General features: G+C 71.0%; 25 protein-coding genes, 3 tRNA genes and 1 pseudogene. 14 read left to right on the top strand and 15 right to left on the bottom strand.

Annotated elements, in window-relative coordinates; genetic code table 11:
* Positions 1–175 precede the first annotated feature (175 nt).
* A complete protein-coding gene (locus tag AB0J36_RS20415; RefSeq protein ID WP_357128026.1) occupies positions 176–1,834 on the top strand; it encodes a Na+/H+ antiporter in 1,659 nt (552 codons plus the stop codon).
* A 65-nt stretch (positions 1,835–1,899) separates the two neighbouring features.
* Here AB0J36_RS20415 and AB0J36_RS20410 read toward each other — a convergent pair whose 3' ends face one another.
* Both AB0J36_RS20410 and AB0J36_RS20405 read right to left on the bottom strand, forming a co-directional pair.
* Positions 1,900–2,457: a hypothetical protein gene (locus AB0J36_RS20410; protein WP_357393688.1), complete on the bottom strand. Its 558-nt coding sequence runs from the start codon at positions 2,455–2,457 to the stop codon at positions 1,900–1,902.
* Between the two features lie 128 nt (positions 2,458–2,585).
* Complete coding sequence (locus AB0J36_RS20405) at positions 2,586–5,651, bottom strand: VWD domain-containing protein (RefSeq protein WP_363660994.1); 3,066 nt, start codon at positions 5,649–5,651, stop codon at positions 2,586–2,588.
* Positions 5,652–5,818: 167 nt separating this feature from the next.
* On the opposite strand from AB0J36_RS20405, the gene AB0J36_RS20400 reads away from it, so the two are divergent.
* Positions 5,819–7,024: a DUF418 domain-containing protein gene (locus AB0J36_RS20400; protein ID WP_363660993.1), complete on the top strand. Its 1,206-nt coding sequence runs from the start codon at positions 5,819–5,821 to the stop codon at positions 7,022–7,024.
* Between the two features lie 25 nt (positions 7,025–7,049).
* On the opposite strand, the gene AB0J36_RS20395 is transcribed toward AB0J36_RS20400, so the two are convergent.
* Both AB0J36_RS20395 and AB0J36_RS20390 read right to left on the bottom strand, forming a co-directional pair.
* Positions 7,050–7,709, bottom strand: a complete 660-nt coding sequence (locus AB0J36_RS20395; protein ID WP_357127569.1) for a PIN domain-containing protein — start codon at positions 7,707–7,709, stop codon at positions 7,050–7,052.
* A 4-nt stretch (positions 7,710–7,713) separates the two neighbouring features.
* On the bottom strand, positions 7,714–8,244 hold the full coding sequence (locus AB0J36_RS20390; RefSeq protein ID WP_363660992.1) for a helix-turn-helix domain-containing protein: 531 nt from the start codon (positions 8,242–8,244) through the stop codon (positions 7,714–7,716).
* 172 nt (positions 8,245–8,416) lie between these two features.
* Between AB0J36_RS20390 and AB0J36_RS20385 the strand changes: the two genes are divergently transcribed.
* Positions 8,417–9,286 carry a hypothetical protein gene (locus AB0J36_RS20385; protein WP_357127572.1) on the top strand — a complete coding sequence of 290 codons (870 nt, stop codon included), beginning with the start codon at positions 8,417–8,419 and terminating at the stop codon, positions 9,284–9,286.
* Here AB0J36_RS20385 and AB0J36_RS20380 read toward each other — a convergent pair.
* On the bottom strand, positions 9,276–9,521 hold the full coding sequence (locus AB0J36_RS20380) for a DUF4326 domain-containing protein (protein ID WP_355052179.1): 246 nt from the start codon (positions 9,519–9,521) through the stop codon (positions 9,276–9,278). The genes AB0J36_RS20385 and AB0J36_RS20380 overlap by 11 nt on opposite strands.
* Positions 9,522–9,727: 206 nt before the next feature.
* Positions 9,728–9,803, bottom strand: a tRNA-Lys gene (locus AB0J36_RS20375).
* Between the two features lie 188 nt (positions 9,804–9,991).
* On the opposite strand from AB0J36_RS20375, the gene AB0J36_RS20370 reads away from it, so the two are divergent.
* Complete coding sequence (locus AB0J36_RS20370; RefSeq protein WP_363660991.1) at positions 9,992–11,263, top strand: Ig-like domain-containing protein; 1,272 nt, start codon at positions 9,992–9,994, stop codon at positions 11,261–11,263.
* Between the two features lie 249 nt (positions 11,264–11,512).
* Positions 11,513–12,796: an Ig-like domain-containing protein gene (locus tag AB0J36_RS20365; RefSeq protein ID WP_363660990.1), complete on the top strand. Its 1,284-nt coding sequence runs from the start codon at positions 11,513–11,515 to the stop codon at positions 12,794–12,796.
* Between the two features lie 145 nt (positions 12,797–12,941).
* On the opposite strand, the gene AB0J36_RS20360 is transcribed toward AB0J36_RS20365, so the two are convergent.
* Together AB0J36_RS20360 and orn are read right to left on the bottom strand one after the other, a co-directional pair.
* A tRNA-His gene (locus AB0J36_RS20360) sits at positions 12,942–13,017 on the bottom strand.
* A gap of 108 nt (positions 13,018–13,125) precedes the next feature.
* Entirely contained in the window at positions 13,126–13,716 is a 591-nt protein-coding gene (orn, locus tag AB0J36_RS20355) for an oligoribonuclease (RefSeq protein ID WP_308195323.1), read from the bottom strand.
* 73 nt (positions 13,717–13,789) lie between these two features.
* Between orn and AB0J36_RS20350 the strand changes: the two genes are divergently transcribed.
* On the top strand, positions 13,790–15,067 hold the full coding sequence (locus tag AB0J36_RS20350) for a glycosyltransferase 87 family protein (RefSeq protein WP_357127585.1): 1,278 nt from the start codon (positions 13,790–13,792) through the stop codon (positions 15,065–15,067).
* A gap of 171 nt (positions 15,068–15,238) precedes the next feature.
* Here the strand turns inward: AB0J36_RS20350 and AB0J36_RS20345 are convergent.
* The 3 genes and pseudogenes from AB0J36_RS20345 to AB0J36_RS20335 all read right to left on the bottom strand — a co-directional run.
* Positions 15,239–15,523: pseudogene (locus tag AB0J36_RS20345) on the bottom strand (hypothetical protein); the annotation flags it as partial.
* Positions 15,524–16,200: 677 nt separating this feature from the next.
* The gene (locus AB0J36_RS20340) at positions 16,201–16,932 is read right to left on the bottom strand and encodes a YcnI family protein (protein ID WP_357173085.1); all 732 of its coding nucleotides are present in this window, start codon (positions 16,930–16,932) and stop codon (positions 16,201–16,203) included.
* A gap of 17 nt (positions 16,933–16,949) precedes the next feature.
* Positions 16,950–18,614, bottom strand: a complete 1,665-nt coding sequence (locus tag AB0J36_RS20335) for a copper resistance protein CopC (protein ID WP_357173082.1) — start codon at positions 18,612–18,614, stop codon at positions 16,950–16,952.
* A 202-nt stretch (positions 18,615–18,816) separates the two neighbouring features.
* Here AB0J36_RS20335 and AB0J36_RS20330 point away from each other — a divergent pair, with 202 nt between their 5' ends.
* From AB0J36_RS20330 to AB0J36_RS20315, 4 genes are read left to right on the top strand one after another with little or no spacing between them, the layout of a single operon-like run.
* Complete coding sequence (locus AB0J36_RS20330; RefSeq protein WP_357127593.1) at positions 18,817–19,407, top strand: sigma-70 family RNA polymerase sigma factor; 591 nt, start codon at positions 18,817–18,819, stop codon at positions 19,405–19,407.
* A 32-nt stretch (positions 19,408–19,439) separates the two neighbouring features.
* Positions 19,440–19,964, top strand: a complete 525-nt coding sequence (locus AB0J36_RS20325) for a MauE/DoxX family redox-associated membrane protein (RefSeq protein ID WP_357173079.1) — start codon at positions 19,440–19,442, stop codon at positions 19,962–19,964.
* Positions 19,957–20,673, top strand: coding sequence for a thioredoxin domain-containing protein (locus AB0J36_RS20320; RefSeq protein WP_357127599.1), 717 nt, complete (start codon positions 19,957–19,959; stop codon positions 20,671–20,673). Before AB0J36_RS20325 ends, AB0J36_RS20320 begins: the two co-directional genes overlap by 8 nt.
* Entirely contained in the window at positions 20,670–21,749 is a 1,080-nt protein-coding gene (locus tag AB0J36_RS20315) for a hypothetical protein (RefSeq protein WP_357127602.1), read from the top strand. Before AB0J36_RS20320 ends, AB0J36_RS20315 begins: the two co-directional genes overlap by 4 nt.
* A gap of 97 nt (positions 21,750–21,846) precedes the next feature.
* Here AB0J36_RS20315 and AB0J36_RS20310 read toward each other — a convergent pair whose 3' ends face one another.
* Genes AB0J36_RS20310 through AB0J36_RS20295 form a run of 4 tightly spaced genes read right to left on the bottom strand, consistent with a single transcriptional unit; the run spans position 21,847 to position 24,522 of the window.
* The gene (locus tag AB0J36_RS20310) at positions 21,847–22,605 is read right to left on the bottom strand and encodes an ABC transporter ATP-binding protein (protein WP_363660989.1); all 759 of its coding nucleotides are present in this window, start codon (positions 22,603–22,605) and stop codon (positions 21,847–21,849) included.
* Positions 22,602–23,372 carry a cobalt ECF transporter T component CbiQ gene (gene cbiQ / locus AB0J36_RS20305; protein ID WP_357127607.1) on the bottom strand — a complete coding sequence of 257 codons (771 nt, stop codon included), beginning with the start codon at positions 23,370–23,372 and terminating at the stop codon, positions 22,602–22,604. Before cbiQ ends, AB0J36_RS20310 begins: the two co-directional genes overlap by 4 nt.
* A 14-nt stretch (positions 23,373–23,386) precedes the next feature.
* Complete coding sequence (locus AB0J36_RS20300; RefSeq protein WP_357127610.1) at positions 23,387–23,806, bottom strand: PDGLE domain-containing protein; 420 nt, start codon at positions 23,804–23,806, stop codon at positions 23,387–23,389.
* Positions 23,803–24,522, bottom strand: coding sequence for an energy-coupling factor ABC transporter permease (locus AB0J36_RS20295; RefSeq protein ID WP_357127613.1), 720 nt, complete (start codon positions 24,520–24,522; stop codon positions 23,803–23,805). Before AB0J36_RS20295 ends, AB0J36_RS20300 begins: the two co-directional genes overlap by 4 nt.
* A gap of 232 nt (positions 24,523–24,754) precedes the next feature.
* On the opposite strand from AB0J36_RS20295, the gene bcp reads away from it, so the two are divergent.
* The 4 genes from bcp to AB0J36_RS20275 all read left to right on the top strand — a co-directional run bounded on the left by bcp (position 24,755) and on the right by AB0J36_RS20275 (position 26,520).
* Positions 24,755–25,231, top strand: a complete 477-nt coding sequence (gene bcp / locus AB0J36_RS20290) for a thioredoxin-dependent thiol peroxidase (RefSeq protein ID WP_357393676.1) — start codon at positions 24,755–24,757, stop codon at positions 25,229–25,231.
* A gap of 108 nt (positions 25,232–25,339) precedes the next feature.
* Complete coding sequence (locus AB0J36_RS20285) at positions 25,340–25,858, top strand: HNH endonuclease signature motif containing protein (protein WP_357393674.1); 519 nt, start codon at positions 25,340–25,342, stop codon at positions 25,856–25,858.
* A tRNA-Leu gene (locus AB0J36_RS20280) sits at positions 25,849–25,922 on the top strand. Before AB0J36_RS20285 ends, AB0J36_RS20280 begins: the two co-directional genes overlap by 10 nt.
* A gap of 70 nt (positions 25,923–25,992) precedes the next feature.
* Positions 25,993–26,520 (top strand): GNAT family N-acetyltransferase, encoded by a 528-nt coding sequence (locus AB0J36_RS20275; RefSeq protein WP_357393672.1) that lies wholly within the window; start codon positions 25,993–25,995, stop codon positions 26,518–26,520.
* Positions 26,521–26,541 lie beyond the last annotated feature (21 nt).

Raw genomic sequence — 26,541 nt, 5'->3', positions numbered from 1 at the left:
ACCACGGCCATGAATGTGGTGATCGCGCAACTATAGAAGCGCACCAATTGATGGGCAAGGCCGGACGCTCGCGCGCCGAGTCCACGACGATTCCGTACGGTCCGGTGCCGGGTAGGGTCGACCCCGAGACCCACGCGCCGATCCGGGGGGACGTCACCAGGTGAGCGCCCATTCGATGGTGTTGTTCGTGCTCGCCGCCGTGGCGGTCATCGTCGCCGTCCGGTGGGTGGCGTCCCGTACCGGCCTGCCGGCGGCCGCGCTGCTGCCGCTCATCGGGATCGTGTACGCGCTGCTACCCGGCCCCAACATCGGCCTCGACCCGGAGCTGGTGCTCATGGTCGTGCTGCCGCCGCTGCTCTACAGCGCGGCGTTGGACTCCTCACTGCTGGACATCCGCCGGAACCTGCGCATCGTGGTCAGCCTCTCGGTGATGCTGGTGCTCCTCACCGGGCTGCTCGTCGGCCTCGGGTTCCACCTGTTCGTCGCGGGCGCGACCCTGGCCGCCGGCATCGCGGTCGGCGCCGCCATCGCCCCGCCCGACCCGGTGGCCGCCCTCGCGGTGGGCCGCCGGGTCAACCTGCCGCCGAAGATGGTCACGATCATCCAGGGCGAGGGGCTGCTCAACGACGCGACAGCGCTGACGATGCTCAGCGTCGCGGTGGCCGCCGCCGTCGGTGGCACGTTCTCGTTCCCCGCCGCCGTGGCCCAGTTCGTGCTGGCGGCGGTCGGCGGGGTCGCCGTCGGCGTCGCCGTCGCCTGGGCGAAACGACTGGCCCGCCCGCTCACCGCGGACCCGCTGCTGTCCAACGCGATCTCGCTCGCGACACCGTTCGTGGCCTACCTGCTGGGCGAGGCGTTGCACGTCTCCGGCGTACTCGCCGTGGTGATCGCCGGGCTGATCGTCGGCCACCAGACGCCCCAGGTCGGGTCCGGGGCCGCCCGGCTCCAGACCAGCGCGGTGTGGCGGCTCGTCGACTTCCTCCTCGAAGGCTTCGTCTTCCTGCTGATCGGCCAGCAGCTCCCCGAGGTCGTCAAGGGACTGCGCCAGTACGACACGTCGACGATCGTCATCGCCGTCGCGGTTTCCGTGGGTGTGGTGCTGCTCCTGCGTCCCGGGTGGCTGGTGCTGACCCAGTCGCTCCCCCGGTCCCTGCACACCCGCCTCGGCGGCATCTCCGAGCAGGACGACGCCGACGAGCCGAACACCGCCCGACAGGTCGCGCGGGCGGACCGCAACGCCCGCCGACTCACCTCCCGCGAGGTGGTGGCGCTGAGCTGGTCCGGCACGCGCGGCGTCATCAGCCTGGCCGCGATCTTCACCCTGCCGCTGACCACCGACGACGGGTCGCCCTTTCCCGACCGCGACCTGCTGCTGTTCTGCACCTTCGTGGTCGTGCTCGTGACGCTGGTCGGTCAGGGTCTGACCTTCGCACCGCTCGTGCGGATGCTCGGCCTGCGCGCCAACGAAACCGACCAGGCCCGGGTACGCAACGAGGCCCGCTCCGCGGCGGTCGAGGCGGCTCTGGCCCGTCTCGACGAGGTCGCCGCCGCCGAACCGGACAGCGCGGTGGCCGTCAACACCACGCGTACCCAGTTGCTGGCCCGCCTCGCGCGTTACCGCGGCCGGCTCGACCTGCTCGAACAGAGTGGATCGTCGGAGATCCCCACGTCACCGCAGTACGAGACGGCGCTGCGGGTCCGCCGTACCGCGCTCGACGCCCAGCGCGAGGAGTTGGTGCGCTGGCGTGACTCCGGGCGGCTCCCGGACGAGGAGCTGCGGGTCCTGGAGCGGGAACTCGACCACGAGGAGTTGCTGCTCCCCAAGCGGCAGTAGGTTCGCACCGATGGGGGCGCACCGGTGGTCGGCCAACGGATCCGGACCTCGCCCGGCCGGTCCGACTACGAGCCGGCACCGACCGGTGGCATCGGCCGCACGGACGCCTCGGTGGCCAGCCGCGCGGCCAACCGCTCATCGAGGTACGCCGTCACCCGCGCGTCCTCAGCCGGCGTCAGTGTTGTCCGGCACAGGTAGCGGGGCTGCTGGTCTGCGCAGTCCAGACGGTACGCCTCCCGCATCCGAACGGCGTGCCTGATCGCCGTCCACGGCAACCGCAACGTCGCATGGGCGGCGTGCCACTCGATGGCCTCCGCGGTGAACACGTACCGCACCGGCGCGCTCAACTCGGCGTGGCCTCGCAGGTACGCCGAGCCGTTGATCAGCCCCACGACGAACCAGACCACCCCGAACGGGAGGCCGAACAGCCCGGCGAGGAGCCAGCCACCATCGGCCGAGAACGTACCGAGACTCGTGATCGACAACAGCAGCCCCGAGATGACGAACAGCAAACTCATCCGCCGCAGATCCCGTCGCCGCAACCGCGTGTACCGGACGTCGGGGGTGACCAGCAGGTCGAACCCGTCCCTGATGCCCGCATCGTCGAGCTTCTCGTCGCCCACCCCGTACCCCCGTCGTCGATACCAACCGGGAAGAACCTAGACCCGGGCCGCCCGAGGGGTCGATCGGTGGCTGCTCAGCAGCGCGCCGCCCGGCGTGTGGTGTCGCCCAGCCGCCACCGATCACCGCATCACCGCAGCGTCAACGTGACCTGCCCGGTCGCGACCCCGGACGGGTCCACCACCACCGTGTACGTGCCGGCGGCCGGCAGCGTCGTCCGGTCGATGTCACCAGCCCCATTGATCACACATCCGCTGGTGATCGGGCTGCCGTCGGGGGCGCGTAGCTCCAGCACACCGCACTGGTCGGGCAGGTCGGAGGCGGTCGCGGTCAGACTCACCGACGTCCCGGCGGCGGCGGTGAACCGGTAGCTCGTCACCGCCCCCGGCCGGTCCACGGTGGCGACGACCGGCGGACCGCCAACGGTGATCGTCGCCGCCCGGTCGCGGCTGCTGACCAGCCGCAGTGTGGTCGTGCCGGTGGTGCGTCCGGTCGGATCGACCACCACCGTGTACGTCCCGTCGGCGGGCAACAGCGTGCCGTCGATCTCGCCAACGCCGTTGATCACGCAGCCGCTGCTCAGCAGCCGGTCTTCGGTGTCGCGCAGTTCCAGCGGGGTGCACTGGTTGGGCAGTGTGCTCGTGGGCGCCTCGACGAAGACGCGCTCGCCCTGCTGCCCGGCGAACCGGTACCGGGCCCACGCGCCGGGCTGCTCCAGGGTCGCGGTGACCTCCGGGCCGTTCGCCTGCAGCGTGCCGTCGACGTCCCGGGCCACGTACACCCGGACGACGGCTCGTCCGGTGTCGCCGGCGGCGGCGGTGACCCGCACGGCGTACGTGCCGGTGGTGGTGAGGTCGACGCGGTCGATGTACCCGACGCCGCCGATGGCGCAGCCGGCTCCGATCAGCCGGTCGGTCGGGTCGGTGAGCACGTACGGCGAGCAGCGGTCGGCCATCCCCGGCGCGGTGACGTCGACGAAGACGGCGTCCCCGGTGCGCCCGTTGAACGTCAGCGGCTCGCCGCCCGGGGTGAGGCTGGCCGTGGCGATCGGCACGGCGCTGATCGGCGGGGCGATCGGCGGGGCGATCCGTTCGGTGGTGGCCCCGGCGACGGCGAACTCACCACGCCCGCTGACGGCGACGTCGAAGACGCAGTCAGCGAGCGGGCCCGCCGCGGTGACGCCGGCCCACCGGCAGATCCGTTCGGCGGCGGCACGCCGGGCCGGGTCGAGGTCGGCGACGGTCACCTCCCGCTCGGGGAAGGTCCGGTCGGTGAACGTGCCGGTGTCCTCGCCGTCGCCGTACGGGAACAGCGAACGGTCCTGGGTGAGCCGCCAACTGTCCGCGTACGACGGGTAGAGCGTGGCGAACGGCACGGGCTGGGCGAGGGCCGCGCTGCCGGCGGGGGCGATGTCGTCGGCCGGGTCGCCGTCGAAGTCGCCGAGCAGGCCGCGTACCTTCCCGGCCCGGCCGTCGGCGAGCCGGACGAGCACCCGGTAGCCGTAACGGCCGATCTGGTCCACCGCCGCCGCCGAGCCGTCCGGCCACGTCACGTCGTACCCGTCGGTCTCGCCGGTGTCGGACGGGCGGCGGGTGAGGTTGCCGCCGGCCAGGTCGGTCCGCTCCGGTGGCGCGGCGACCGGCGTGCCGTCGACGTGCACCCGGGTGGCGCCGTCGGTGAGGGTGAGCGCGACGCGGTGGACGCCGATCCGGAACGCGACCGCCGAGTTGACCGAGGCGGACCGGGAGCCCGTCATCGGCGACTGCCGGACCTGGACCTCCAGCGGGTCACCTTCGGTCGCGGCGACCAGGGTGAACTCGCCGACGGCCTGGAAGTCGTAGGCGACCCGGTCGAACGTGACCAGGTGCGGGTCGCCGTTGCTGCCGCCGCAGTCGGCGCCGTCCTCACACATCTTCACCGGCCCCTTCGGCGGGGGCGTCTTCTTCGGCGGCTTCTTGCACTCGTCCAGGCTCTTCGGCAGCGGCTTGCCCTTGTAGTCCTTGCGCGGCGGCAGGCCCTTCGCCGCCCGGTAACGGTTCTCCGCCAACGTCGCCCGCACCTCGGCGGTGGGAATGCCCGTGCTTCCGCACTCGCCCGGTGGCACCGCGTCGCGGGAGATGTCGTCGGCGTGGTTCAGCTCGTGGTAGAGCGCGGCGCACGGATCGCGGGCCACGCCGTCCTCGTACGGGTCGGTGGAGGTCGGATTCCAGGTGACGGTGGACGAGCCCTTGCCGTCGGGGCTGTCCGGCGTCTCGAACGCGCCGGAGCCGCCCGGGGTGGGGATGATCCGCACCTTCGGGCTCTTCTTGTCCTTCAGCCGGGGCAGGATGCCGGACGGGTCCCCGCCCGGCGCGGCGAACCCGCTCAGACAGCCGTCCACGGCGGCCTGGAAGTCGACGCCCTTGATCGGCACACCGGAGGTCGGGTCGACCGAGTAGTCGGCCCGCGCCGGGCGGGCCCCGCCGCCGACCAGCGCACCGACGGCCACCAGCAGCAGGACCACGGTCGCGGCGGTCGGCCGGCGGCGTACCCGCAGCAGGATCACCAGCGCGGCCAGGAGCAGCACCAGCAGCAGTACGCCGGCCGCCGGCCAGAGCCAGCGGCGACCGGACGCACCGCCGTCGCCGACCGTGAACGTGGTGCTCCGCAGGGCCGTCGCGCCCGTGCAGGGGTCGACCGCGCCGGTGACCGGCAGTGGCACGTAGCCGGCCGTCACCTCGTACCGGCCGGGAGCGCCGACCGGCCAGAGCGAGTCGAGACCGCCGCCGTCCCCGGTGGCCGCCACCGAGCGGAGCACGACCTCGCCGGGAGCGTCACCCAGCCGGATCCCGGTGAGCGTCACGGTCGCCGTCGCCGCGGGCTCGACAGTGGTCAGACCGGCGGTGGCCGCCGCGGCGATCCCGTCGTCGTGGAAGCTGCGGGCGAGCGTGGGCGTGAGATCGCGCCCGTCCCGGCGTACCCCGGTTATCTGGACGGTGCCGACGGCCGTGGTGGGCAGCGCGCACGCCGACCCGGTCGAGTTCGTGACGGTGAGGTCCAGGTGGACCTGGTCACCGGCGCGGTAGTCCGCCTGCCCGGGCCGCAGGGCCAGGCCGAGGCCGTCGCCGTCGGGCGCCGCGGCGGCGCTCGCCGCCCCGGCCACCAGGGCCGTCACGAGTACGGCGAGTCCGGTAGCCGATCGAAGCGTCCACCTCATGGTGGGGACTGTAGGGGCGCGGCGACGGGATTCCCGCGCTCTGTCGGGGACCGGTCGCCGCGGAGGTAGGGCCTGCCCCACCGGCGACAGTCCCGCTCACCGGCTGTCACCTGGACCGGCCGCCTCATAGCCTGCGAAAAGGTTCTCTGTCGCTTACGGGGGTAGTCGTGAAATTCTCCAGCAAAGACCCGCCAGTCGTGCTCGCCGAGCTGCCCGGGACGTCCTCCCGGATCGCCGACGTCGACGCCCTGCGCGCCGTGGCGCTGCTGCTCATCCTGCTCGTCAACATCGCCTTCTTCGCCTCCGGCTACCCCTTCCACCTGGTTCCCGATCCCGCCCACGACTCATGGGGTGACCAGGCGGCACTGTGGTCGGTCGAGCTGCTGTTCGCGATGAAGGCGTATCTGCTCTTCGCCTTCCTGTTCGGCTACAGCTTCACCCTCCAACTCGACTCCGCCGCCCGGCGCGGCGTCGACATCGTCCCCCGGTTCCGGCGACGGTTGGCCGGACTCTTCGTCCTCGGCGTCCTGCACGCGGTGCTGCTGTTCCAGGGCGACATCCTGACCACGTACGCGCTTCTCGGCCTGGTGCTGCTCGCCATGCGACGAGTCGCGGTCGGGACCGCGCTGCGCGCAGCCGTACTGCTGACCGCCGGGATCGGTTTCGTCCTCGCGCTCGCGGCCGTCGGCGGAACCGAACTGGTCACCGACCCGGCGGCGGCGCTCGCCGCGGGGCAGCGGTCCACCGAGGCGCTACAGGGCGGGCTCGGATCGGTGATCGCCGAGCACGTACGCCAACTGCCGGCGATGGTCGGCACGCTCCTCGTGCAGGGGCCGCTCGCCCTCTCGGCGTTCCTCTTCGGGTACGCGGCGGGGCGTCGCCGGCTCCTCACCGACATCGCCGGGAACCGGCAGCTCCTACGCCGGGTACAGCGCGTGGGCTATCCGGTCGGCCTGGCCGGCGCCGTGGTCTTCGCCTCGGGTGGAGGCACCGGCAACCTGACCGGAGTGACGGTGGGCGTCCTGACCGCGCCGCTGCTCGCGGCCGCGTACGCCGCCACGCTCCTGGAGTTCTTCGCGACCGACCGGGGACGACGGATCGTGACCGTGCTCGCGCCGGCCGGACGGATGTCCCTGTCCAACTACCTGGGTCAGTCGGTGCTCTGCGTACTGGTCTTCACCGGCGTCGGCCTGGGCCTCGCCGGTGCCGTCGCACCCCCGGTCGTGCTCCTCGTCGCGGTCGCGATCTATGGCGTGCAGGTCGCAGCCAGCGTGGCGTGGATGGCACGGTTCCGGTACGGGCCGGCGGAGTGGCTGTTGCGGGCCTGGACCGAGCAGCAGTGGCCACGGTTGCGAGTCGCCGACCACGTATGACGGACGGTACTCGCGCCTTGCTTGGTCACTTCGCAGCCGATCCGCGGGCGTCAAAGCGCGTCGCCGGCTCGCCGACCCGAGGTTGCGGAGGCGGCACCAGCAGATCGACCGCCGCCTGTCGCATCATCTCGACCGCAGACGTCATCCCGTAGCGGCGGTCGAGAATTTCCAAGATGTCCTCTTCGGCCTGAACCCGACCCAGTCTGCCGGAGCGTTTGGCTATGGCAGCCACGGCAGCGCAGGCTCTAACCGGATCAAGGGAGACGGTATTGGCTGCGAACTCTTTGGGCGAGAGCACCTGCAACCCGCGAGGCAACTTACCCGGAGGCAGGTCTCGCACGTTAAGCGTAATGACAGCGCCGGCGTTGGCGACAACCGCGGCAGCAACGAGATGCTCATCGTCGGGGTCGGGCAGGCCGTAGGTACCTTCCAGACCCTCCCACCCACCGACCTCCGCATCGTCGAAATGCTGTCTGATCTGCTCGATGAGGTGCTGTGCTCGCTTGGCGGCCTCGTCAGCTTCATGCCCTCGCTCGATCAACTTTGCTCTCTGCTCGTATTCCAACTCCTCGAGCACGACCGAATTCCACACAGGCCGATACAAGCCCTCGATCGCAAGGGATAGAAGAAAGTCGCGTTGCAGGTCTGGCCAGAGAACACAGGTGTCGAGAAGGGCCGTGAACACTGGCCTATTCTGTCAGGCCCTTGCGGCGTCGTGCGACTGCGCGACGCGTTTCGCGCAGTCGCCGCGTCAACGCGTCGAGGTCTTCCTCGTCATCAATGTCCACTGAGGTTGCTTCAAGCGCGGCGTACTGGTCAGCCCTGCGCTGCGCCCGGTACGCAAGCAGGTCGGGGAGAAGGATGCGTCGGTGAGTCCCCAATCGCTCAAACGGAACCTTGCCCTCGTCAAGCAACTTGACGACCGTCGGTCGACTGACTCCGAGCAGGTCGGCGGCTTGCTGGGTTGTCAGCTTCAGCGTCCGCGGAGCCACAGTCACCGCAAACCCCTGCTGGAGCGCCTCGACAACCTGGCGAAGCATCCCGTAGACCTCGGCTGGAAGCTCGACGCGGTCACCTGGGGTGGCTCCGGCCAGGAAGTAACGTGGTGCGACCGGCCCCCGTCCCGTCCGCTCGTGGGCCTGGATGAAGTCGTGGACCTGGGCAACCTGCCCATCAGCTTCTGGCAGGTACGTCTCTTCCTTCAGTGCAGCCGCAGTCATGACGCCTCCTAGTCGAAATCATCGTAACCACCTTCGTTTCTTTCGTCCACGAAACGGATGAGACAGGCCGAGGGCAACCCGCGATGGACTAGCGCCAGATCCGCCGAACATGAGACTGTCTATGTAACTCAGTGCGTTCCTATAGCTACATCTAGCGATGTAGGTGGTTTCGATGGAACAGCTTCCGTTGTGGGGACCGAGCACCGACGACGAGCCAAAGCCAGTCCTGGCACGACCAGCAAGACTTCGCCTCCTGATCACAGTGAAGGCGGCCCCCAACCCCTCCGCCCGGTACGGGGAGACGGTTTGCGTCGGGGCACTGGGCCTGGACCCGCCCTGGACGGGGTGGATCCGCCTCTATCCCGTGCACTACCGGGATCTCGACGACGACAGCAAGTTCCACAAGTACGACGTCATCCACGTTGAGGCGCTGCCAGCCAGGCAAGACCAGCGGCGCGAGAGCTGGAAGCCGATCGTGGACACGATCACGACCGAGCGGCATCTTGCCAGTCGGCAATCGCGTCGGAGTCTCCTCGATCCACTCGTCGAAGACTCCATGTGCCGGCTCAACAAGCAGATCCGTGAGGATCCGAGCGGACGATCGATCGCGTTGATTCGCGCGGTTGACATCTCAGCTCTACAGGTCAAGCGACATCCCGGCTGGTCAGCGGAGGACCGCAAGAAGATCGAGGGCTACCTCAACCAGCTCGATCTGCTGGAACCGACCAAGCGCAGCGCACTTCAAGCACCACGCTTCACTGGTGCGTACCGCTACCGTTGCGCGGACCGCCATTGCCGCGGCCACCAGCAGACCCTCTGGGACTGGGAGTTCGTCGCCCTACAACGCAGGCTGGACCGACTCACCGACGCGGAGGCTGCGGAGCAGCTGAGAGACAAGTTCCTCACCCAACTCTGCGGGGCTGACCGCGACGTCGCCTTCTACGTAGGCAACCAGGCGGCACGACCGCAATCCTTCAGCATCGGCGGTGTCTACGCACCGAGACGGCCCGCAGCTCGACACCGATCGCACGTCAACCGATGAGTTCGGCCAGCACGTCGGCATGGCACGGGTCCTCAGTGCGGCACCAGCACGCCAACTGCTTCCCCGTGAGTTCCCGCCGCGCTCGATCAACAAGAGCAGGCTGCCCCACAAGCCATTGCCGATAGAGGCGTAACGCCTCCGCCCGATCATGCTGCCGCAGGCTGAACGGATTGGCCCACGGAGAACGTCGCAACCCGAACCCCTGCCGTCCGACGTACACGGCGCCAGGCGGCACAACCGGGTGGTAGAGGTCTCCCCGCACGCGAACCCGCCGACGTCCCCCCACGCCACCACCGTAATCGTCGACACCCGGCCCTCGCGAGAATGCTCGAGGAAAGTCGGTCGCTCCGGTCCTTCGACTTTTCGACCCGTGCCCACCGCCCGTCGCACGCGAAAAAGGCCCCGACCCGGTAAATCAACCCGGTCAGGGCCTTGCTCGTTTGGTGCGCCGCCAGGGACTCGAACCCCGAACCCGCGGATTAAGAGTCCGCTGCTCTGCCAGTTGAGCTAGCGGCGCTCGTTCGGCAACGGAGAGAACATTAGCACCCCGCCAAGGCGGGCTCCAATCCGGTTACCCGACTCCCCCCTTCGGTCGAGCTTAACGGGCATACAGCCACAAACCAGCCCTCGGGCCTGGGACGGGGGCGTGGGTCGGGCCACTGATACGGCACGATGTCCGCCAGGTACGCGAGAACAGAGGTGGGGATGGCACGGTTCACGCGAGCCGGGGCGGTGGTGGGCGCTCTGACTCTGGCGGCGTCGCTGGCACTGACCGGGTGCGGCGACGAGCAGAAGAAACCGGAATTCGTCGGCGGGACGTCGGCGGATGCGGGTACCGCACCCGACTCGGCCGCCCCGTCGACGAGCGGCGAGCCCAGCGCGCCCAGTGGGCCGGCGCTGACGCTGAGCCCGGCCGACGGCACGAAGAACAAGCCCGTGAGTACGGAGATCAGCGCCAAGCTGCCGAGCGGCGGGAAGGTGTCCGCGGTCACCCTGACCGCGGCCGGCGGCGCGACCGTGGAGGGCAAGCTCCGCGCCGACGGCTCGGCCTGGGTGCCGTCCGCGCCCCTGAAGTGGGGTACGAAGTACACGGCCACGGTGACGGCGAGCACGCCGGACGGCACGAGCAGCCAGGGCACCAGCTCCTTCACCACGATGGCCAAGCCGAAGTCGACCATCGGGTCCGGCCTGTACCTCTTCGACGACAAGAGCTACGGCGTCGCGATGCCGGTGGTGACCGAGTTCCACCCAGGCATCCCCAAGAAGGACCGGGCGGCGGTGCAGAAGCGGATGTTCGTCAAGACCGACCCGCCGCAGCCGGGCGCCTGGCACTGGGTCGACAACGGCACGCAGGCGTACTACCGGGCGCCGGAGTACTGGAAGCCGGGCACCACCATCAGCGTCCGGATCGCGTTGGCGGGGGTGCCGCTGAGCAACGGCAGGTACGGCGACATCGACCGCAAGGCGACCGCCAAGATCGGCCGGTCGTTGGTGATGAAGGTCGACAACGCCACGAAGAAGATGTCGGTGTACGAGAACGGCGCGCTGACGCGCACCATCCCGGTGAGCCTGGGCAAGAAGAGCACCCCGTCGTCCAGCGGCACGATGGTCGTGATGGAGAAGAAGGAAGCCACGGTCTTCGACACCCGTGACGATCCCGATCCGGCCAACCGCTACGTCACCGACATCCAGTTCGCCCAGCGGCTCACCTGGGGCGGCGAGTACATCCACGCCGCACCCTGGTCGGAGCACGTGCAGGGACGGCAGAACGTCTCGCACGGCTGCGTGAACGTGTCGACGGCCAACGCCAGGTGGCTGTTCGACAAGACGCGGATCGGTGACCCGATCACCATCAAGGGCACCGAGCGCAAGATCGCCGCCGGCAACGGCTGGACGGCGTGGAGTCTGAGCTGGTCGGAGTTCATCAAGGGCAGCGCGCTGCCGGTACCCAAGGGTGGATCCGGCCCGGCGCTCTGAGCGTCCGGCGTCGTCGCGCCGGCCCTGCCGATGGCACGGGCCGGCGCGTACCCTTGCACTGCCCGCGACGTGACGGCGGCGGCGACCCTTCGGCTTCGACAGGAAGACGAACCCTAATCACGAAACGCCGGATAGTAACAAAAATCCGACATCGTGCGCGGCGTGTTCCTGCCCACCCGCGGCAACCAGGACCGGTTCTGACACGTCTTTAGGAGACGATGGGTCAGCGACCACGACTGTGAGGACATCATGCGAGCTAGCCAGGACCAGCTGATCCCGCCCCGCGGGCGACGCCGCGTGCTCGCGGCGGGACTCCTCGCCGTGGCGTTGGCCTTCACCGCCGCCTGCACCGACGGCGACGGCGGTGGCGGCAAGCCGTCCTCGTGGCAGGGCGGGGCCGAAACACCCGCGCCCAAGGCGTCGGCGACCATCGCCGAACCGGCGGCCGACGCCAAGGACGTACCCGCCTCCACCGGCATCACCTTCACCACGCAGGATGCCCAGGAGACCGCCGTCGAGCTCAAGGACGCGGCCGGCAAGGCGGTCAAGGGGACCCTCGCGGCGGACGGTAAGTCGTGGTTGCCGAGCGAAGCCCTGGCGTACGGCACCAGCTACACCGCCACGGTCACGGCCACCGGCGACGACGGTCGGCCGGCCACCGCGACCAGCACCTTCACCACGATGGCCAAGCCCGACAAGCAGGTCCGGGTGAGCAGCTTCCTCGGCGACAACCAGCAGGTCGGTGTCGGGATGCCGCTGATCGTGAAGTTCAGCCGGGACATCCCGGAGGATTACCGCGACGACGTGCAGCGCCGCATGACGGTGACCTCGACGCCGGCCCAGCCGGGCATCTGGCACTGGGTCAGCCCGACCGAGGTCCGGTACCGGCCGAAGGAGTTCTGGAAGGCGAACAGCAAGGTCTCGTACCGCGTCCAGGCGGGTGGCCTGCCGATGGGCGACGGCTACTACGGCCGCGCGGACCTGTCGGTCGACATCAAGATCGGCCCCAAGCTGATCATGACGGTCGACAACAAGACCAAGCGGATGACGGTGACCCGCGACGGCAAGGTGATCAAGACGATCCCGGTCAGCCTGGGCAAGAAGAGCACCCCCTCGTCCAGCGGCACCATGATCGTGATCGAGAAGCTGCGCAAGACGGTCTTCGACACGTTCGAGGAGCTGGGCCCCGAGGACGGCTACCGCACCAAGATTGACTTCGCGCAGCGCCTCACCTGGGGCGGCGAGTTCATCCACGCGGCCCCCTGGTCCGAGGGTCAGCAGGGCAGCGTCAACGTCTCGCACGGGTGCGTGAACGTGTCGATGGCGAACGGCGACTGGCTGTTCAAGAACACCGAGGTCGGTGACCCGATCACCGTCAAGGGGACCGAGCGCAAGCTCCAGAACGGCAACGGCTGGACGGACTGGAACATGAGCTGGGACGAGTACGTCAAGGGCAGTGCCCTGCCGTACGACCCGGACGCCCCGGCGGCCCCGGACGCCGCCGGCACCCCATCGCCGACGCCGACGAGCTGAGCCGAGAGGCTGATCCACTCCAGGTCGGCGATGTCGGGGTGTCCGGGCGGCTGGATACCCGCAGATCGGCGACCTGGAGTGGATCAGCCAGGCGCGCGGCCCGCACAAACAGCTCAGGCCCCCTCCGAGGAGGGGGCCTGACTATTGGGGTGACTGATGGGAATTGAACCCACGACAACCGGGACCACAACCCGGTGCTCTGCCAACTGAGCTACAGCCACCATGCCTCCGACACTCGGTCTGTCGCCCCGGGCGTCGTGCGGACCAATAATAGCCCCACCACCGCGCACGGCGTCCAGCGGGTTCCCCGCCGGCCGAGCGGCGCCGGATCAGAGCTCGGCGGCGATGCCCTTGGCGGTCTCGACGTCCGGGCCGGGCAGCGGCACGAAGATGGTGCGCCGGTAGTACTCCAGCTCGCGGATGCTCTCGCGGATGTCGGCGAGCGCCCGGTGCGCCAGGCCCTTCTGCGGCTGGCCGAAGTACACACGGGGGTACCAGCGGCGGCAGAGTTCCTTGATCGACGACACGTCGATCATGCGGTAGTGCAGGTGCGCGTCGAGGCGGGGCATGTCCCGGGCGATGAAGCCGCGGTCGGTGGCGATCGAGTTGCCGCACAGCGGCGCGGTACGCGGGTCCTTCACGAAGGTGCTCACGTACTCCAGCACCCGGTCCTCGGCCTCGGCCAGGGTGACCGCCGACCGACGGACCTCCTCGGTGAGGCCCGACTTGGCGTGCATCGTCTGGACGATCTCCGGCATCGCCTCCAGCGCCGCCTCGTCGGCGTGGATCACCACGTCGACACCATCACCGAGCACGTTGAGGTCGGGGTCGGTGACCAGTGCCGCGACCTCGATCAGCTTGTCACTGCCGAGGTCCAACCCGGTCATCTCACAGTCGATCCAGACGAGGAGGTCAGCCACCGGGACAGCCTACGCGCAGCCCACGCCCCGCTGCTGCGCGCTCTTCAGGGGGTGGACCGCTAGGGTTTCTCAAGTGCCAGCCGAACCCATCGCACCGCCCGCCGTCACCGACGACGATCCCGGTGGCCGTACGGTCCGTCGGCTGGTCGCGATCGTGGCGCTGGTCGCCGTGCTGCCCGCGCTCTACCTGCGCAACCTGGTGCACAACTTCTTCGATCTGAAGATCTACATGTCGGCGATGGACTGGTGGACGGCCGGTCACCCGCTCTACGACTACGTCCAGCCGGACCGGGTGCAGGGTGAGTTGTACTTCACGTACCCGCCGTTCAGCGCCCTGTTGTTGTGGCCGTTCGGACTGCTCCGGCTCGGCGTCACCGTGACGATCTTCACGGTGCTCACGGTGGCGGCGGTGGTGCTGACCACCCGGTGGCTGGTGATGCCCGTGATCGTCCGCCATGACCTGCCCCGCACGTTCACCGTGACGGCCGCCGTGCTGCTGGTGCTGGCGGTGGAGATCACCCGCGAGACGATCACCCTCGGGCAGATCAACATGCTGCTGGTCGTGCTGATCCTGGCGGACCTGTTGTTCGCCGTACCGCAGGCGCGGCGCTGGGCCGGGGTCGGCATCGGGCTGGCGACGGCGCTCAAGCTCTTCCCGGGCATCTTCATCGTGTACCTGGTGGCCACCCGCCGGTGGCGGGCCGCCGCGGTGGCGAGCGTGACGGCGGCGGCGGCGACCCTGCTGGCGGCGGCGGTCGCGCCCGGCGACTCCTGGCGGTTCTGGACGCAGGAGCTGTGGGACACCGACCGGGTGGGACGCACCGACTATGTCGGCAACCAGTCGGTCTTCGGTCTGCTGAGCCGGTTCACCGCGCCGGAGAAGCCGGACCGGCTGCTGTGGTTGGTGATCGTGGCGGCGGTGGCCGGCTACGGACTGTGGCGGGCTGCCCGGGCCGCGCGGGCTGGTCACGCGTTGACCGGCCTGACCCTGACCGGCCTGGTCGGTGCTCTGATCAGTCCGATCACCTGGACCCACCACATCTACTGGTTCGTGCCGGCGGTGGTGCTGCTCGCCGACGCCGCGCTCAGCGCGAAACGCCCGGACGAGGCACGCCAGCGGTGGTGGTCCGCCGCGCTCGCCGTGGGCACCACCGCCGTGATCGTCTACGGCGTGGTGACGTTCCAGAAATGGGGTACGGCGCCGGTCCGCACCCACGATCCGGTCGACTTCGTCCTGCAGAACCCCTACGTCCTGCTCAGTCTGCTGCTGCTGGTGGCGCTGCCGGTGCGCGTGTACCGCCCGGTCCGCACGGAGGAAAATTCGCGCCAAATGGACACAAGTCCCCAGTAATGTCCATCGCCGCTAATCTGAACCCATCTACCTCAAGCGTCGCTCGGGTAGCACCGCTCCCCCGGTGAGAGTGGCCCTTCGCGTCGGCAGCGCGAAGGGCCACTTGCCACGTCAGTCCTCCGGCGTCGGCCGGGCCGGCTCCGCGCCGATCGCCGACCGGGACCACTCGGACACGCCGGAGCCGACCGGGGCGAGCTGTCGTACGGCCGGCACCGACCGGACGGGATGGGGATCGCGGACGCCCAGGCCGCTGAGCGACGTGACCCCGAGCCGGCCGGCGAGGACGGGCACCTGGTCCGGTTCGACCACGAAGACCACCTCACGCGGACGCGGTGGGCGCAGCAGGAGCAGCACCGCGCACGCCACCAGCAACACCCCCGCCACCAGCAGTCCCCAGGCGACCGGGCCGACCCAGCCGGCCCGCAGCTCGGCGCGCAGCTCCAGCGTCAGGTCGGCACGGCCGTCCGGGCGCATCACCACCAGGCTCATCGGCTCGCCCGCGAGGTCGTCGGCGCTCCACTCGACGGTGCCGATGCCCTCGCGTACCCAGAACGGAAGGCCCAGCGGCGGGCGGACCGCATCGACGGCCGGGGCCACGGGTGGGACCGCGGCTTCCAGACGGACCGGCAGCGGCCCCCGGGCCAGCGCCACCCGGCGGACCGAGGCGTACGGCACGGACTCCAGCCAGTGGCGCACCTCGGCGGTCGGCGCGAGCCCCACGAACGCCGGGCCATCGGGCGTCCGGGCGTCGAGCCGCAGACGGGTCTGCGTGCCGCGCGCGAAGGGCGCCTCCCGCCGCAGCAGCCGGTCGAGGTCGGTGACCACGACCGCGTGGCCCGGTGTGCGGACGGTTTCGAACCGGGCGGCGTAGGCCCCACCGGGATCGGTGTGCCGGGCGACCAGCCACAGTCCGCCGCCGGCGAGCAGCGCCGGAATCCCGATGACCAACAGCAGCATTCCGGCGATCACCCGCACGAACCGCATTCGCACTGTCCCCCTCCGTAGCCAGATACCCGGCCGACCTTACCGACGTACGCCCGCTGATCAGGGGATATCCACGGCACGGCCGCTCCCGGCCCGGGACGCACGCTGGCCCGCCGGATTTCCGGCGGGCCAGCGGGTGAGCGACGGGATCAGGACTTGGCGGCCGGCTCCCGGCGGGTCCGGGCAAACGCCAGGCCGCCCAGTGCCAGGCCGGCCAGGCCGGCGACGAGACCCGCGACGCCGAGGCCGAGGGCGACGCCGTCGCCCTCGTCGTCGTCGTCCTTGTCGGCGACGGCCACGGCGGACGGCGCGGCGGCCGACGCCGTCGGCGCGGCAGCCGTGAGGGTGAGCACCGGGGCGGGCTTCTCCGGCTCCTCGCCGCCCGGCTGCGGCTCGTCGATCCAGCGCGAGACGTTGCCGTCGGAGTACGTCTGGAGGGTCTTGAAGACCATCGTGTCGACCTTCGGCAGCGGCCCCATCGAGACGCCGAACTCCTGGAACTGCCCCGGCTTGACGGCCGCGTCACCCGTGGCCGTCCAAGTGATCTTGGAGACCGCCTCGGTGAGCTGGCTGCCGTGCACCTCGATCGGCGGCTCCACCTTGCGCTTCTCCGTCGCCACCGTCCAGCCCGGCACCGGGATGGTCGACACCGAGCCGACCGGGGCGTTCTCCGGCAGCACCACCTCGAGCTTGGTGGTCGAGGCGGTGTCGCTCTCATTGGGCACCCGGAACGCCACCCGGGCGTAGCCGCCCTGGGTCGCCTCCTTCGGGTTCACCGTGACGTGGGCGGAGGCCGGACCGGCGAAGCCGAGCACGGCGGTGGCGACGGCGGTCAGCGCCAGGGCGGCAGCGGCGGATGCGGTACGCCGGAGTCGGGTCATGGGTGTCGTGGACCTCTCTAACGGATGGGCACGGTGGCGGTCACCGTGGCCTGGTCGATGTCGGTCGTGCGAGCGGTGATCTTCAACTGCCACTCGCCGGCGGCCGGCAGGCTGATGTCGCCGTACGCGTGGTTGTCGGTCAACGGCAGCAGCGGCACGTCGATCGGCTCGATACCGGCCGACGGCAGCGCGGCGGTCGCCCGCCACTCCACCACCGGCAGCGGCAGGTTGTCCTTGCTGTACGCGTACAGGTGCACCGAGTTGTTGCCCCGCTCGGCCGGGCTCAACTCGACCTGCATCGAGAAGAGCGAGCTGTTCAGGGTGGTGGAGAAGAGGCCCGCCTCGACGCCGGAGGAGTCGGCCGCCGCCGTCCGCGCGGGCGCGGTCTGCACCAGGGTCGCGGACACGGCCAGCACCACGGCGGTGACGGCCAACTCCACCAGGACCGCCCGGCGCACCGGCGCCGGTCGCTGCGCGGCCACCCGCCGACGGACCAACTGCCGGGAGTACGCGGCCACGGCGATCACGATCGCGAACAGCCCGATCTTGGCGAGCAGCAGCCGCCCGTAGGTGGTGCTGAAGAGCGCGTCGAGGGTCGCCACCTCGATCAGCGCCTGCACGGTGCCGGCCAGCAGCAGGGCCGCGACGGCGAGCGCGGCCCAGCGCGACCAGATGGGCAGGATCGCGCCCAACTCCCGCTCGTCGGCCTGGCGCAGCAGGAAGACCGCGAGCATGAGCAGGCCGCCCAACCAGACCGCCATGCTGCCCAGGTGGACCGCGTCGACCACCACGGACACCGCCGGCGCCGGGGAGGCGGCCGGGTGCCCGGCCAGCGGCCAGGTCAGCAGGGCCGCCCCGCCGAGCAGCGCCAGGATGATCGCGTCGGTACGGCCGGCCGGACGTTCCAGCAGCGGCCGCAGCAGGAACGCCGCCGCGGCCAGCAGGCCGAGCCGGACCAGGTGGGCCGCGCCGAAGGTACTGCCGAAGACGCTGCCGAACCCCGCGCCGGTCACGTCGAAGAGGCCACCACCGGCGGTGTAGGGCACCTGCAACCACAGGTCGGCGAGAGTGGCCAGCGCCGTCAGGCCGAGACCGGCCCAGGCCAGCCGGGCGGGCCCCCGCCGGGAGAGCCGCCGGGGCCAGAGCGCGGCGAGCACCAGGACCGGCCCGACCAGCAGCACCAGACCGGCGTACCCGAGGAACCGGGCCACCTTCACGGCGGTGCCCACCACCGGGTTGGCGCGGCTGTCGTTGCCGGAGTCAACCGGCGGCGTCGAGGGCGCGCCGACCGAATAGGTGAACGCGCCGGAGACCGGGTGGCTGTCGGCGGAGATCACCCGGAAGCTCACCAGGTAGGTGCCGCGCCCGGCGGCCGGATCCACCGGAATGGTCACCACCGCGCCCGCGAACGACGGCTCACCCCGGTCGGCCCGGGAGCCGTCCGGAGCGATCACCCGAACCTTGTCGGGGACCTTGCGGACCGACTCGCTGAAGGTGAGCACCACCTCGGATGGGCCGTTCGGCACCACCGAGGAGGCGGCCGGGCTGCTGCTGGACAGCACCGCGTGGGCGCTGGCCGGGGTGGCTGGCGCGATCAACAGGGCGACGACGGTGACCAGGAGGCCGGCGGCGGCAGCCAACCGGGCGGCCCAGCGGCGGGGGGCGACAGTCATGCCTGCCATGGTCGCCGACCCCAGTGGATCTCGGCGAACCGAGTCGGGCGAACGGCTCAATTCCGCTCAGCCGCCATCGCCGCGCGGGAGAGGTCGCGTGTCATGAGCAGGTAGTCGGCTGACGACGGGGAAAAGTTCCCGACGTGTCGCAGACCATCCAAGGGCCGAAGGACCCTGACGCCGCACCCGACGCCGCGTAACCTGGTTTGTCGTGATCCCCGTCCCGCGCGACACCGGCCCCGCCGGCCCCACCGGTCCGTCCGGTGACGCCGGCCCGGACCCGGCGACCGAGTCGGCCCTGACCGCGCGCGACGGCGACCCCACCGCCCAGGCGGTGTTCGTGCGGTTGACCCAGGCCGAGGTCTGGCGCTTCACCGCCGCCCTGGTCGGCCCGGACAGCGCCGACGACCTCGCCCAGGAGACGTACCTGCGGGCGTTCAAGGCCCTGCCGGCGTTCGAGGGCCGGTCCAGCGCCCGCACCTGGCTGCTCGGCATCGCCCGGCGCGCCTGCGCCGACCACCTGCGCACGGTGGTCCGCCGACGTCGCCTCGACGAGCGACTGGTCGCGAACGCCCACACCGACCGTCCGCACCCCGACCACGCCGGGCAGCTCGGCGCCGACGACCTCGTGCGGCGGCTGAGCCCCGAGCGACGGGCGGCGTTCGTGCTCACCCAACTGCTCGGTCTCTCGTACGCCGAGGCCGCCGCCGTCGAGGGAGTGCCCGTGGGCACCATCCGCTCCCGGGTCGCCCGAGCCCGCGACGAGCTGGTCGCGGCGGTCGACGACGCCCGCACCGGCTGAGCCGGGAACTTCCGGCTGAGACGGAACGACAAATGAGCGTGACTGCACCCCCCACGCGGGTCGGCCGTTGGGCGGCTGTCCGGCCCTGGCTCGGCACGGCGGCCCGCCTCGGCCTCGCCGCCGTCTGGCTCGTCGCCGGGGCGTCGAAGGTCGGTGACCTGGCCGCCTCGGGTCGGGCCGTGAACGCGTACCAGGTGCTGCCGTACGACGCCGCGACCGTGATCGGCGCGGCGCTGCCCTTCGTCGAGCTGGCCCTGGGCGTGCTCCTGCTGCTCGGTCTGGCCTCCCGGCTCACCGCGGCGATCTCGACCGCCCTGCTGCTGGTCTTCATCGCGGGAATCTCCTCGGCCTGGGCGCGTGGCCTGGCCATCGACTGCGGCTGCTTCGGCAGCGGCGGGCAGCTCGCCGAGGGGCAGGCCCCGAGTTACCTCCCGGAGATCCTGCGGGACCTGGGATTCTTGGTACTGGCCGGATTTCTGGTGGTGTGGCCGCGTACGCCCGTATCAGTGGACGGCTGGCTGTCCGCCGAACCCGCCATGGAGGACGAGGATGAGTAGTCGCAAGGGTCAGCGGGACGCGGCCCGGGTGGTCCGCGAGCAACTGGCCCGCGAACGACGTCGCCGCCGCACGATCTGGGTGTCCGCCGCCGCCGTCGCGGTACTGGTCATCGCCGGACTGATCGGCTGGGGCGTCTGGTCCAACCAGCGCTCGGACAGCTTCACCACGCCGCCCGGCGCCAACGGGCCCGGCACCGGCATCGTCACCGGCGGCGGCCCGGTCACCGTCGACGTCTACGAGGACTTCCTCTGCCCGGTCTGCAACCAGTTCGAGCAGAGCAGCGGCGCGACGTTGGAGCAGTTGGCGTCCGAGAACAAGGCGAAGGTGGTGTACCACCCGGTCGCCTACCTCAACCGCTTCTCCAGCACCGAGTACTCCACCCGCTCGTCGGCCGCGTCCGGCTGCGCGGCGGCCGGCGGCAAGTTCCGCGAGTACGCCAAAGCGCTCTTCGCCAAGCAGCCACCCGAGGACAGCGCCGGGCTCAGCGACGACGAACTGATCGACATCGGCGTCGGCGTGGGGCTGGACCGGGGCTCGTTCGGCGGCTGCGTGAAGGACGGCACGTACAAGACGTGGACCGAGCACGTCACCGAGGAGGCCAGCCGCAGCGACGTCACCGGCACGCCCACCATCCTCGTCAACGGTCAGCCACTCGCCGACCGCACCCCGCAGGGCCTCACCGCAGCCGTGGCGGCGGCCGGCAAGTGATCCGTACCGTCCTGGCGCGCGCCGGCCTGATCGCCGCCGCCGCGTGCGCGGCGACGCTGCTCGGCGCGGCGCCCGCCGCCGCACACGGCGCGGACGCCCCGGACGGCACCGACTACCGCGCCCGCGTCACCGGCGTCACGCCGGCCCGGCCCGGTCTGACGGTCCGGGTCATCGAGGCGGGCGCACGCCTGGAGCTGACCAACCGCACCGGCCGGGCGGTCGAGGTGATCGGCTACTCCGGCGAGCCGTACCTGCGGATCGGTCCCGACGGTGTCTTCGAGAACACCCGCTCCCCCGCCACGTACCTCAACCGCACCCTCGCCGGCGACACCGCGCTTCCGGCCGACGCCGACCCGGCCGCCGCACCGTCCTGGCGGCGCATCGCCGACGGGACCACGGCACGCTGGCACGACCAGCGGGCACTGTGGCCGGAGTCGACGCCGCCAGCGGAGGTACGCGCCGCGCCGGAGCGCGAGCACCGGGTCCGGGACTGGACGGTGCCGCTGCGCGACGGCACCGACCCGCTGACGATCGGCGGCACCCTGGACTGGGTGCCGCCGCCGGACGCGTACACCTGGTGGGCGGTGAGCATCGTCGGCCTGCTCGCGGTGGGCGCGCTCGGCCTGTTCGCCGCCGCCTCCACCGCCGGTGCGCGGGCGCTGGCCGTACTCGGCGCGCTGCTCGTCGTCGGCGGCGCGGTAGCGGTCGGCTATCCGGTGGGACGGGAGATCGACGCGGGCGCCCAGGGCGTCGGTGGGGTGCTGTCCGGGCTGCTGTCCGGGCAGATCTGGTCGCTGCTCACCGGCCTCGGCGCGGTCGCCGCCGGCTGGTACGCGCTGCGCCGCCGCCCCGCGGCTGACTTCGCGGTGGCGCTGGCCGGGGCCTGCCTGGCGCTCTTCGCCGGGGTGGCGAACGCCGCGGTGTTCGCCCGGTCCGTCGCCCCGGTGCCCTGGTCGCCCGGGGTCGCCCGGGTCATGGTGGCGGCGTTCCTGATCACCGGCGTCGGCGCAACAGCCGCCGGCGTCCTCCGCCTACACGCGGCCTCCCGGGCCGCCGCCCTCACCCCCACCCCCTGACCTCCCGCGATCTTGCAGTTTGTGTCGCCGAAGTACCGGCATTCGCGGCATTTGTCGGGACAGCAAGTGCAAGATCGCGGGACCGGGGGTGCGGGGGTCAGAGGTGTGGGGTGAAGCCGTACGGGAGTTCCAGGCGGTGCTTCGCCAGTAGGGGGGCGTCACCGAGCAGCGTGCGGGTTGGGGCGTCCACCGCGATCCGGCCGCCGTCCAGGATCACCGAGCGCTCGCACAGCTCCGCCGCGTACGGCAGGTCGTGGGTGACCATCAGCAGGGTCACCGGCAGGCCCCGCAGGATCTCGGCCAGCTCACGGCGGGCCGCCGGGTCCAGGTTCGACGACGGCTCGTCCAGCACCAGGATCTCCGGGTGCATGGCCAGCACGGTCGCCACCGCCACCCGTCGGCGCTGCCCGAACGAGAGGTGCTGCGGGGCTCGGGCGCGGTGCTCGCTCATCCCCACGGCGGCCAGCGCCTCGTCGACCCGGGCCGCCAACTCCGCCCCGCGCAACCCCAGGTTGGCGGGCCCGAACGCCACATCCTCCGCCACCGTGGGCAGGAAGAGTTGGTCGTCCGGGTCCTGAAAGACGATGCCCACCCGGCGGCGCACCTCGGCCAGCGTCGCCCGGTCCGGAGTGACCGTCAGCCCGCCGACGCTCACGCTGCCCTCGGTGGGCGTGAGGATGCCGTTGAGGTGCAGCACCAGCGTGGTCTTGCCGGCGCCGTTGGGACCGAGCAGCGCCACCCGGTCGCCGCGCGGCACCGCCAGGTCCACGCCGTGCAGCGCCACGTGCCCGTCCGGGTACGCGTACCGAACACCACGAACGTCCAGCGAGAGGGCGGTCTGCACGACTCCGATCATGTCAGCACGACGGCGGTCGCGGCGATGGAGGCCGCCACCACCGGCACGGTCGCCGCGACCAGCCACTGACCGGCGGTCGCCGCGCCGTCGCCCTGCCACACGGCGGGCATCCGCCCGGTGTAGCCCCGCGACAGCATCGCCAGGTAGACCCGCTCACCGCGTTCGAAAGCGCGCAGGAACAGCGCGCCGATGCCGGCGGCGAAGCCACGCAACTGCCACAGGAAGCGCGGGTCGTCGCCCCGCGAGATGCGCGCCACCCGCATCCGCCGCGCCTCGCCGACCAACACGTCGAGGTAGCGCAGCATGAACGTGGCGATCTGGGTGAGGATCTGCGGGCAGTGCAACCGGTCCAGCCCGACGATCAGGTCGCGGGTGGTGGTGGTCGCGGCCAGCAGCAGCGAGGCGAGGACGCCGAGGGTGCCCTTGGCCAGGATGTTCCACGCGCCGTGCAGGCCGTCCTCGGACAGCCGCAGACCCAGCACCTCGACCCGCTCGCCCGCACCGAGGAACGGCAGCGCGACCGCGAACAGCACGAACGGCACCTCGATCAACGCGCGGCTGAGCAGCCAGCGCGGCCCCACCCGGGCCAGCGCCGCCACCAGCGCCACCAACAGGGCGTACGCCCCGAAGGCCCAGAACGCCTCGCGCGGAGTGGCCACCACGGCGATCGTGAAGACCACCATCGCCACGATCTTGACCTCGGGTGGGAGCCGGTGCACCGGCGAGGCCGACTCGCGGTACAGCACGTGCCCGTGACCGGCGCCCATCGCGTACCCCCTGCTCAGTCGCTCGTGCCGGTGCGGCCGTGCCCAACGGCGACCGCCGCGCCCTCGGCGGACGTGCCCCCGTCGCCCGTGGCCGGCGCGGTGTCCCGGCGGCGCAGCAGCCAGAAGCCGCCGAGGCCGATCGCGAAGGTCACCAACACGCCGAGCACCCCGGAGAGACCGGTCGAGAGGAAGCTGTTCTCCACCCCCCGCACGCCGTAGTCGGCCAGCGGGCTGTCGCCCAACTCGTGGTCCCTGGCCTGCTGCGCCGGGCAGCTGCCACCGACGATGTTGTCGTCGGCGTCGACGGTGCAGCCCTTGAGCAGGGAGGAGTCCAGCCCGTCCGGGTGCGACGAGGCGTAGTTGCTCACGACGCCGGCGAGCAGCAGGGCGACCAGCAGGCCACCGGCCAGAAAGGCCCAGGAACGGTTCTTCATCGGACACCTCCGGTGACCGGGACGGCGGGGGTGGTGGTCGGGGTACGCAGGGAACGCAGCGCGTACACCAGGTCGGGGCGGACCTTCGCGACGGTGAGCACGGTCGTCGCGGTGATCAGGCCCTCGCCGATGCCGATCAGCACGTGGACGCCGGCCATCGTGCCGGCCAGACCGGCCAGGTTGTTGCCCAGGTCGGTGGTGCCGCCCAGCCAGTACTCCACGACGAAGCCCTGGGACGCGACCACCACGCTGACCAGGGCCGCGACGAACGCGGTCACCGCCAGCCCCGCCCGCGTGCGGGGCAGCACCCGCAGCAGGACCGAGATCAACAGGTACGCGGCGGCGGTGCCGAGCAGCGCCATGTTGGTGATGTTGAGGCCGAGCATCGCCACCCCACCATCACCGAAGATCAGGGCCTGTACGACGAGGACCACGGCCACGCAGAGCGCACCGACCCACGGGCCGACCAGCATCGCGGCGAGCGCGCCACCGAGCAGGTGACCACTCACGCCCGCCGTGAAGATCGGAAAGTTGAGCATCTGCACGGCGAAGATGAACGCCGCCACCAGGCCGGCCATCGGGGCGAGCCGGTCGTCCAGGTCCCGCCGGCCACGCAGGACGCAGTAGGTGAGCGCGACGAGCGCGAGCGCAGCGAAGATCGCCGCCACGGGACCGTCGATGATCCCGTTCGAGATGTGCATCGCCAGTGTTTCCACGCGACCTCCCACGCGTCAGCGGACCCCTCCGGACCCGGCGGGGGTCAGCCTATTTCCTACGACTTGTTGTTGCCAGACTCTGGCAACAACGCATGGTCTTGATCACTTCGGTCGACCCCGGTTTCCCTGATGTCGCGGTGTCCGCGGCTCGGGGACACCGCGCTTTCCAGGAACACGAGCCGGCGCGCGCCGGCGACGCGGGGCGCGCACGCCCGGCGGTAGGGTCGGGGCCATGACCGCGCCCGATCGTCTCTCCCCCGGTGACCCCGCGCCCGAGTGGACCCTGCCCACCGACACCGGCGACCAGCTCTCCCTGGCCGACCTGCGCGGCCGCAGAGTGGTCCTGTACGCCTACCCGGCCGCGATGACCCCCGGCTGCACCAAGCAGGCCTGCGACTTCCGCGACTCGCTCGCCTCGCTCCAGGCGGCCGGCTACGAGGTGGTCGGCATCTCCCCCGACAAGCCGGCGAAGCTGGCCAAGTTCCGCGACCGCGACGCGATCACGTTCCCGCTGGTGTCCGACGCGGACAAGGCGGTGCTCACCGCGTACGGCGCGTACGGCGAGAAGCAGCTGTACGGCAAAACCGTCACCGGCGTGATCCGCTCCACGTTCGTCATCGACGGCGACGGCAAGATCGAGCGGGCGCTCTACAACGTCAAGGCCACCGGGCACGTCGCCAAGCTCCGCCGCGACCTCGGGCTCGACTGAGACTGTCCCACCGGACCGCTACCGTGCGTCAATGGTCCGATACAATACACACCGGAGCTGCTCGCCGAGGCGGCCGCCGCCGCCCGCAACGTCACCGAGGTGATGCGGATGCTCGGCGTACGCGTCAGCGGCGGCTCGCACGCGCACATCAGCCGGCAGCTCAAGAGGTTCGGCATCGACACGTCGCACTTCACGGGCCAGGCGCACAACCGGGGCGTGCGGTGGCGGCGGCTGTCCCCCGTCGAGCTGATGGTCGTACTACCCGACGGCTCTCGCCGGATCCCTGGGTTCCGCCTCAAGCGCGCCCTGGCGACAATCGGTCTTCCCGAGACCTGCGAGATGTGCGGGACAGGATCGTCATGGCAGGGACGACCACTGACGCTGCACGTCGACCACATCAACGGCGACTTCCTCGACAACCGGCCCTGCAACCTGCGGCTGCTATGCCCGAACTGCCACAGCCAGACCTCCACGTACGCTGGGCAACGACGGGCTGCACCCATCGCGCCCGAGGTGGTCTACGATCCTGAGGCGGTTACTCCAACGGGTTTTCGGATAGGCCGACGACTACCTCGTCGACCAGAATGGCCGTGGACGCTGGTGGAGTTCAGTTTCAAGGGGCCGTAGCCCAACGGCAGGAGGCATGCGGTTTAGGTCCGCACCAGTGCGGGTTCGAATCCCGTCGGCCCCACAACAGATCGGTTGTCGACCGCGTCACGGTGGTGGGCCACGGGCCCGGTCGACCGGTCAGGATGGGCGCCGTGACTCTGCGCTTCGTCCTGGATCCCGAGCTGACCCCTCGGCTGCGCGCCGAGATCGTCGCCCTCTGGGTGGACGTCAGCAACGCCGGCGGCGCGGTGGGTTTCGTGCCACCGGTGACCGCCACCGACGTCCGTACGATCGCCGACCCGACGTTCGCGGGCGTCGCCGACGGGCCGGACCGGCTCCTGGTCGGATACGACGGTGACCGGCCCGTCGCGGTGCTGGTCTTCTGCGACAACCGGTTCGGGCTCAAGGCGCACTGGTGTGTGCTGAAACGGGTGATGGTCCACCCGGACCAGCAGGGCACGGGCTGCGGGTCGGCGCTGATGCGCGAGGCCGCGCGGCTGGGCCGCGAGATGGGCCGCGAGGCGCTGCACGTGACGGTGCGCGACGGGTTGGGGTTGGACGGGTTCTACCACCGCCTCGGGTACCGGGAGATCGGCCGACTGCCGGGCGCGCTGCGGGTGGCGCCGGGCGACGACCGGGACGAGATCCTCATGTGGCTGGACCTGACCCCGACCGACTGAGGGACCGGAGCGCCGCGCAGG

The organism is Micromonospora sp. NPDC049662, from assembly GCF_040675055.1.
Taxonomy (GTDB): domain Bacteria; phylum Actinomycetota; class Actinomycetes; order Mycobacteriales; family Micromonosporaceae; genus Micromonospora.
The sequence above is the reverse complement of the archived record's forward strand: the minus strand, read 5'-3'. Positions and strand labels throughout refer to the sequence as shown.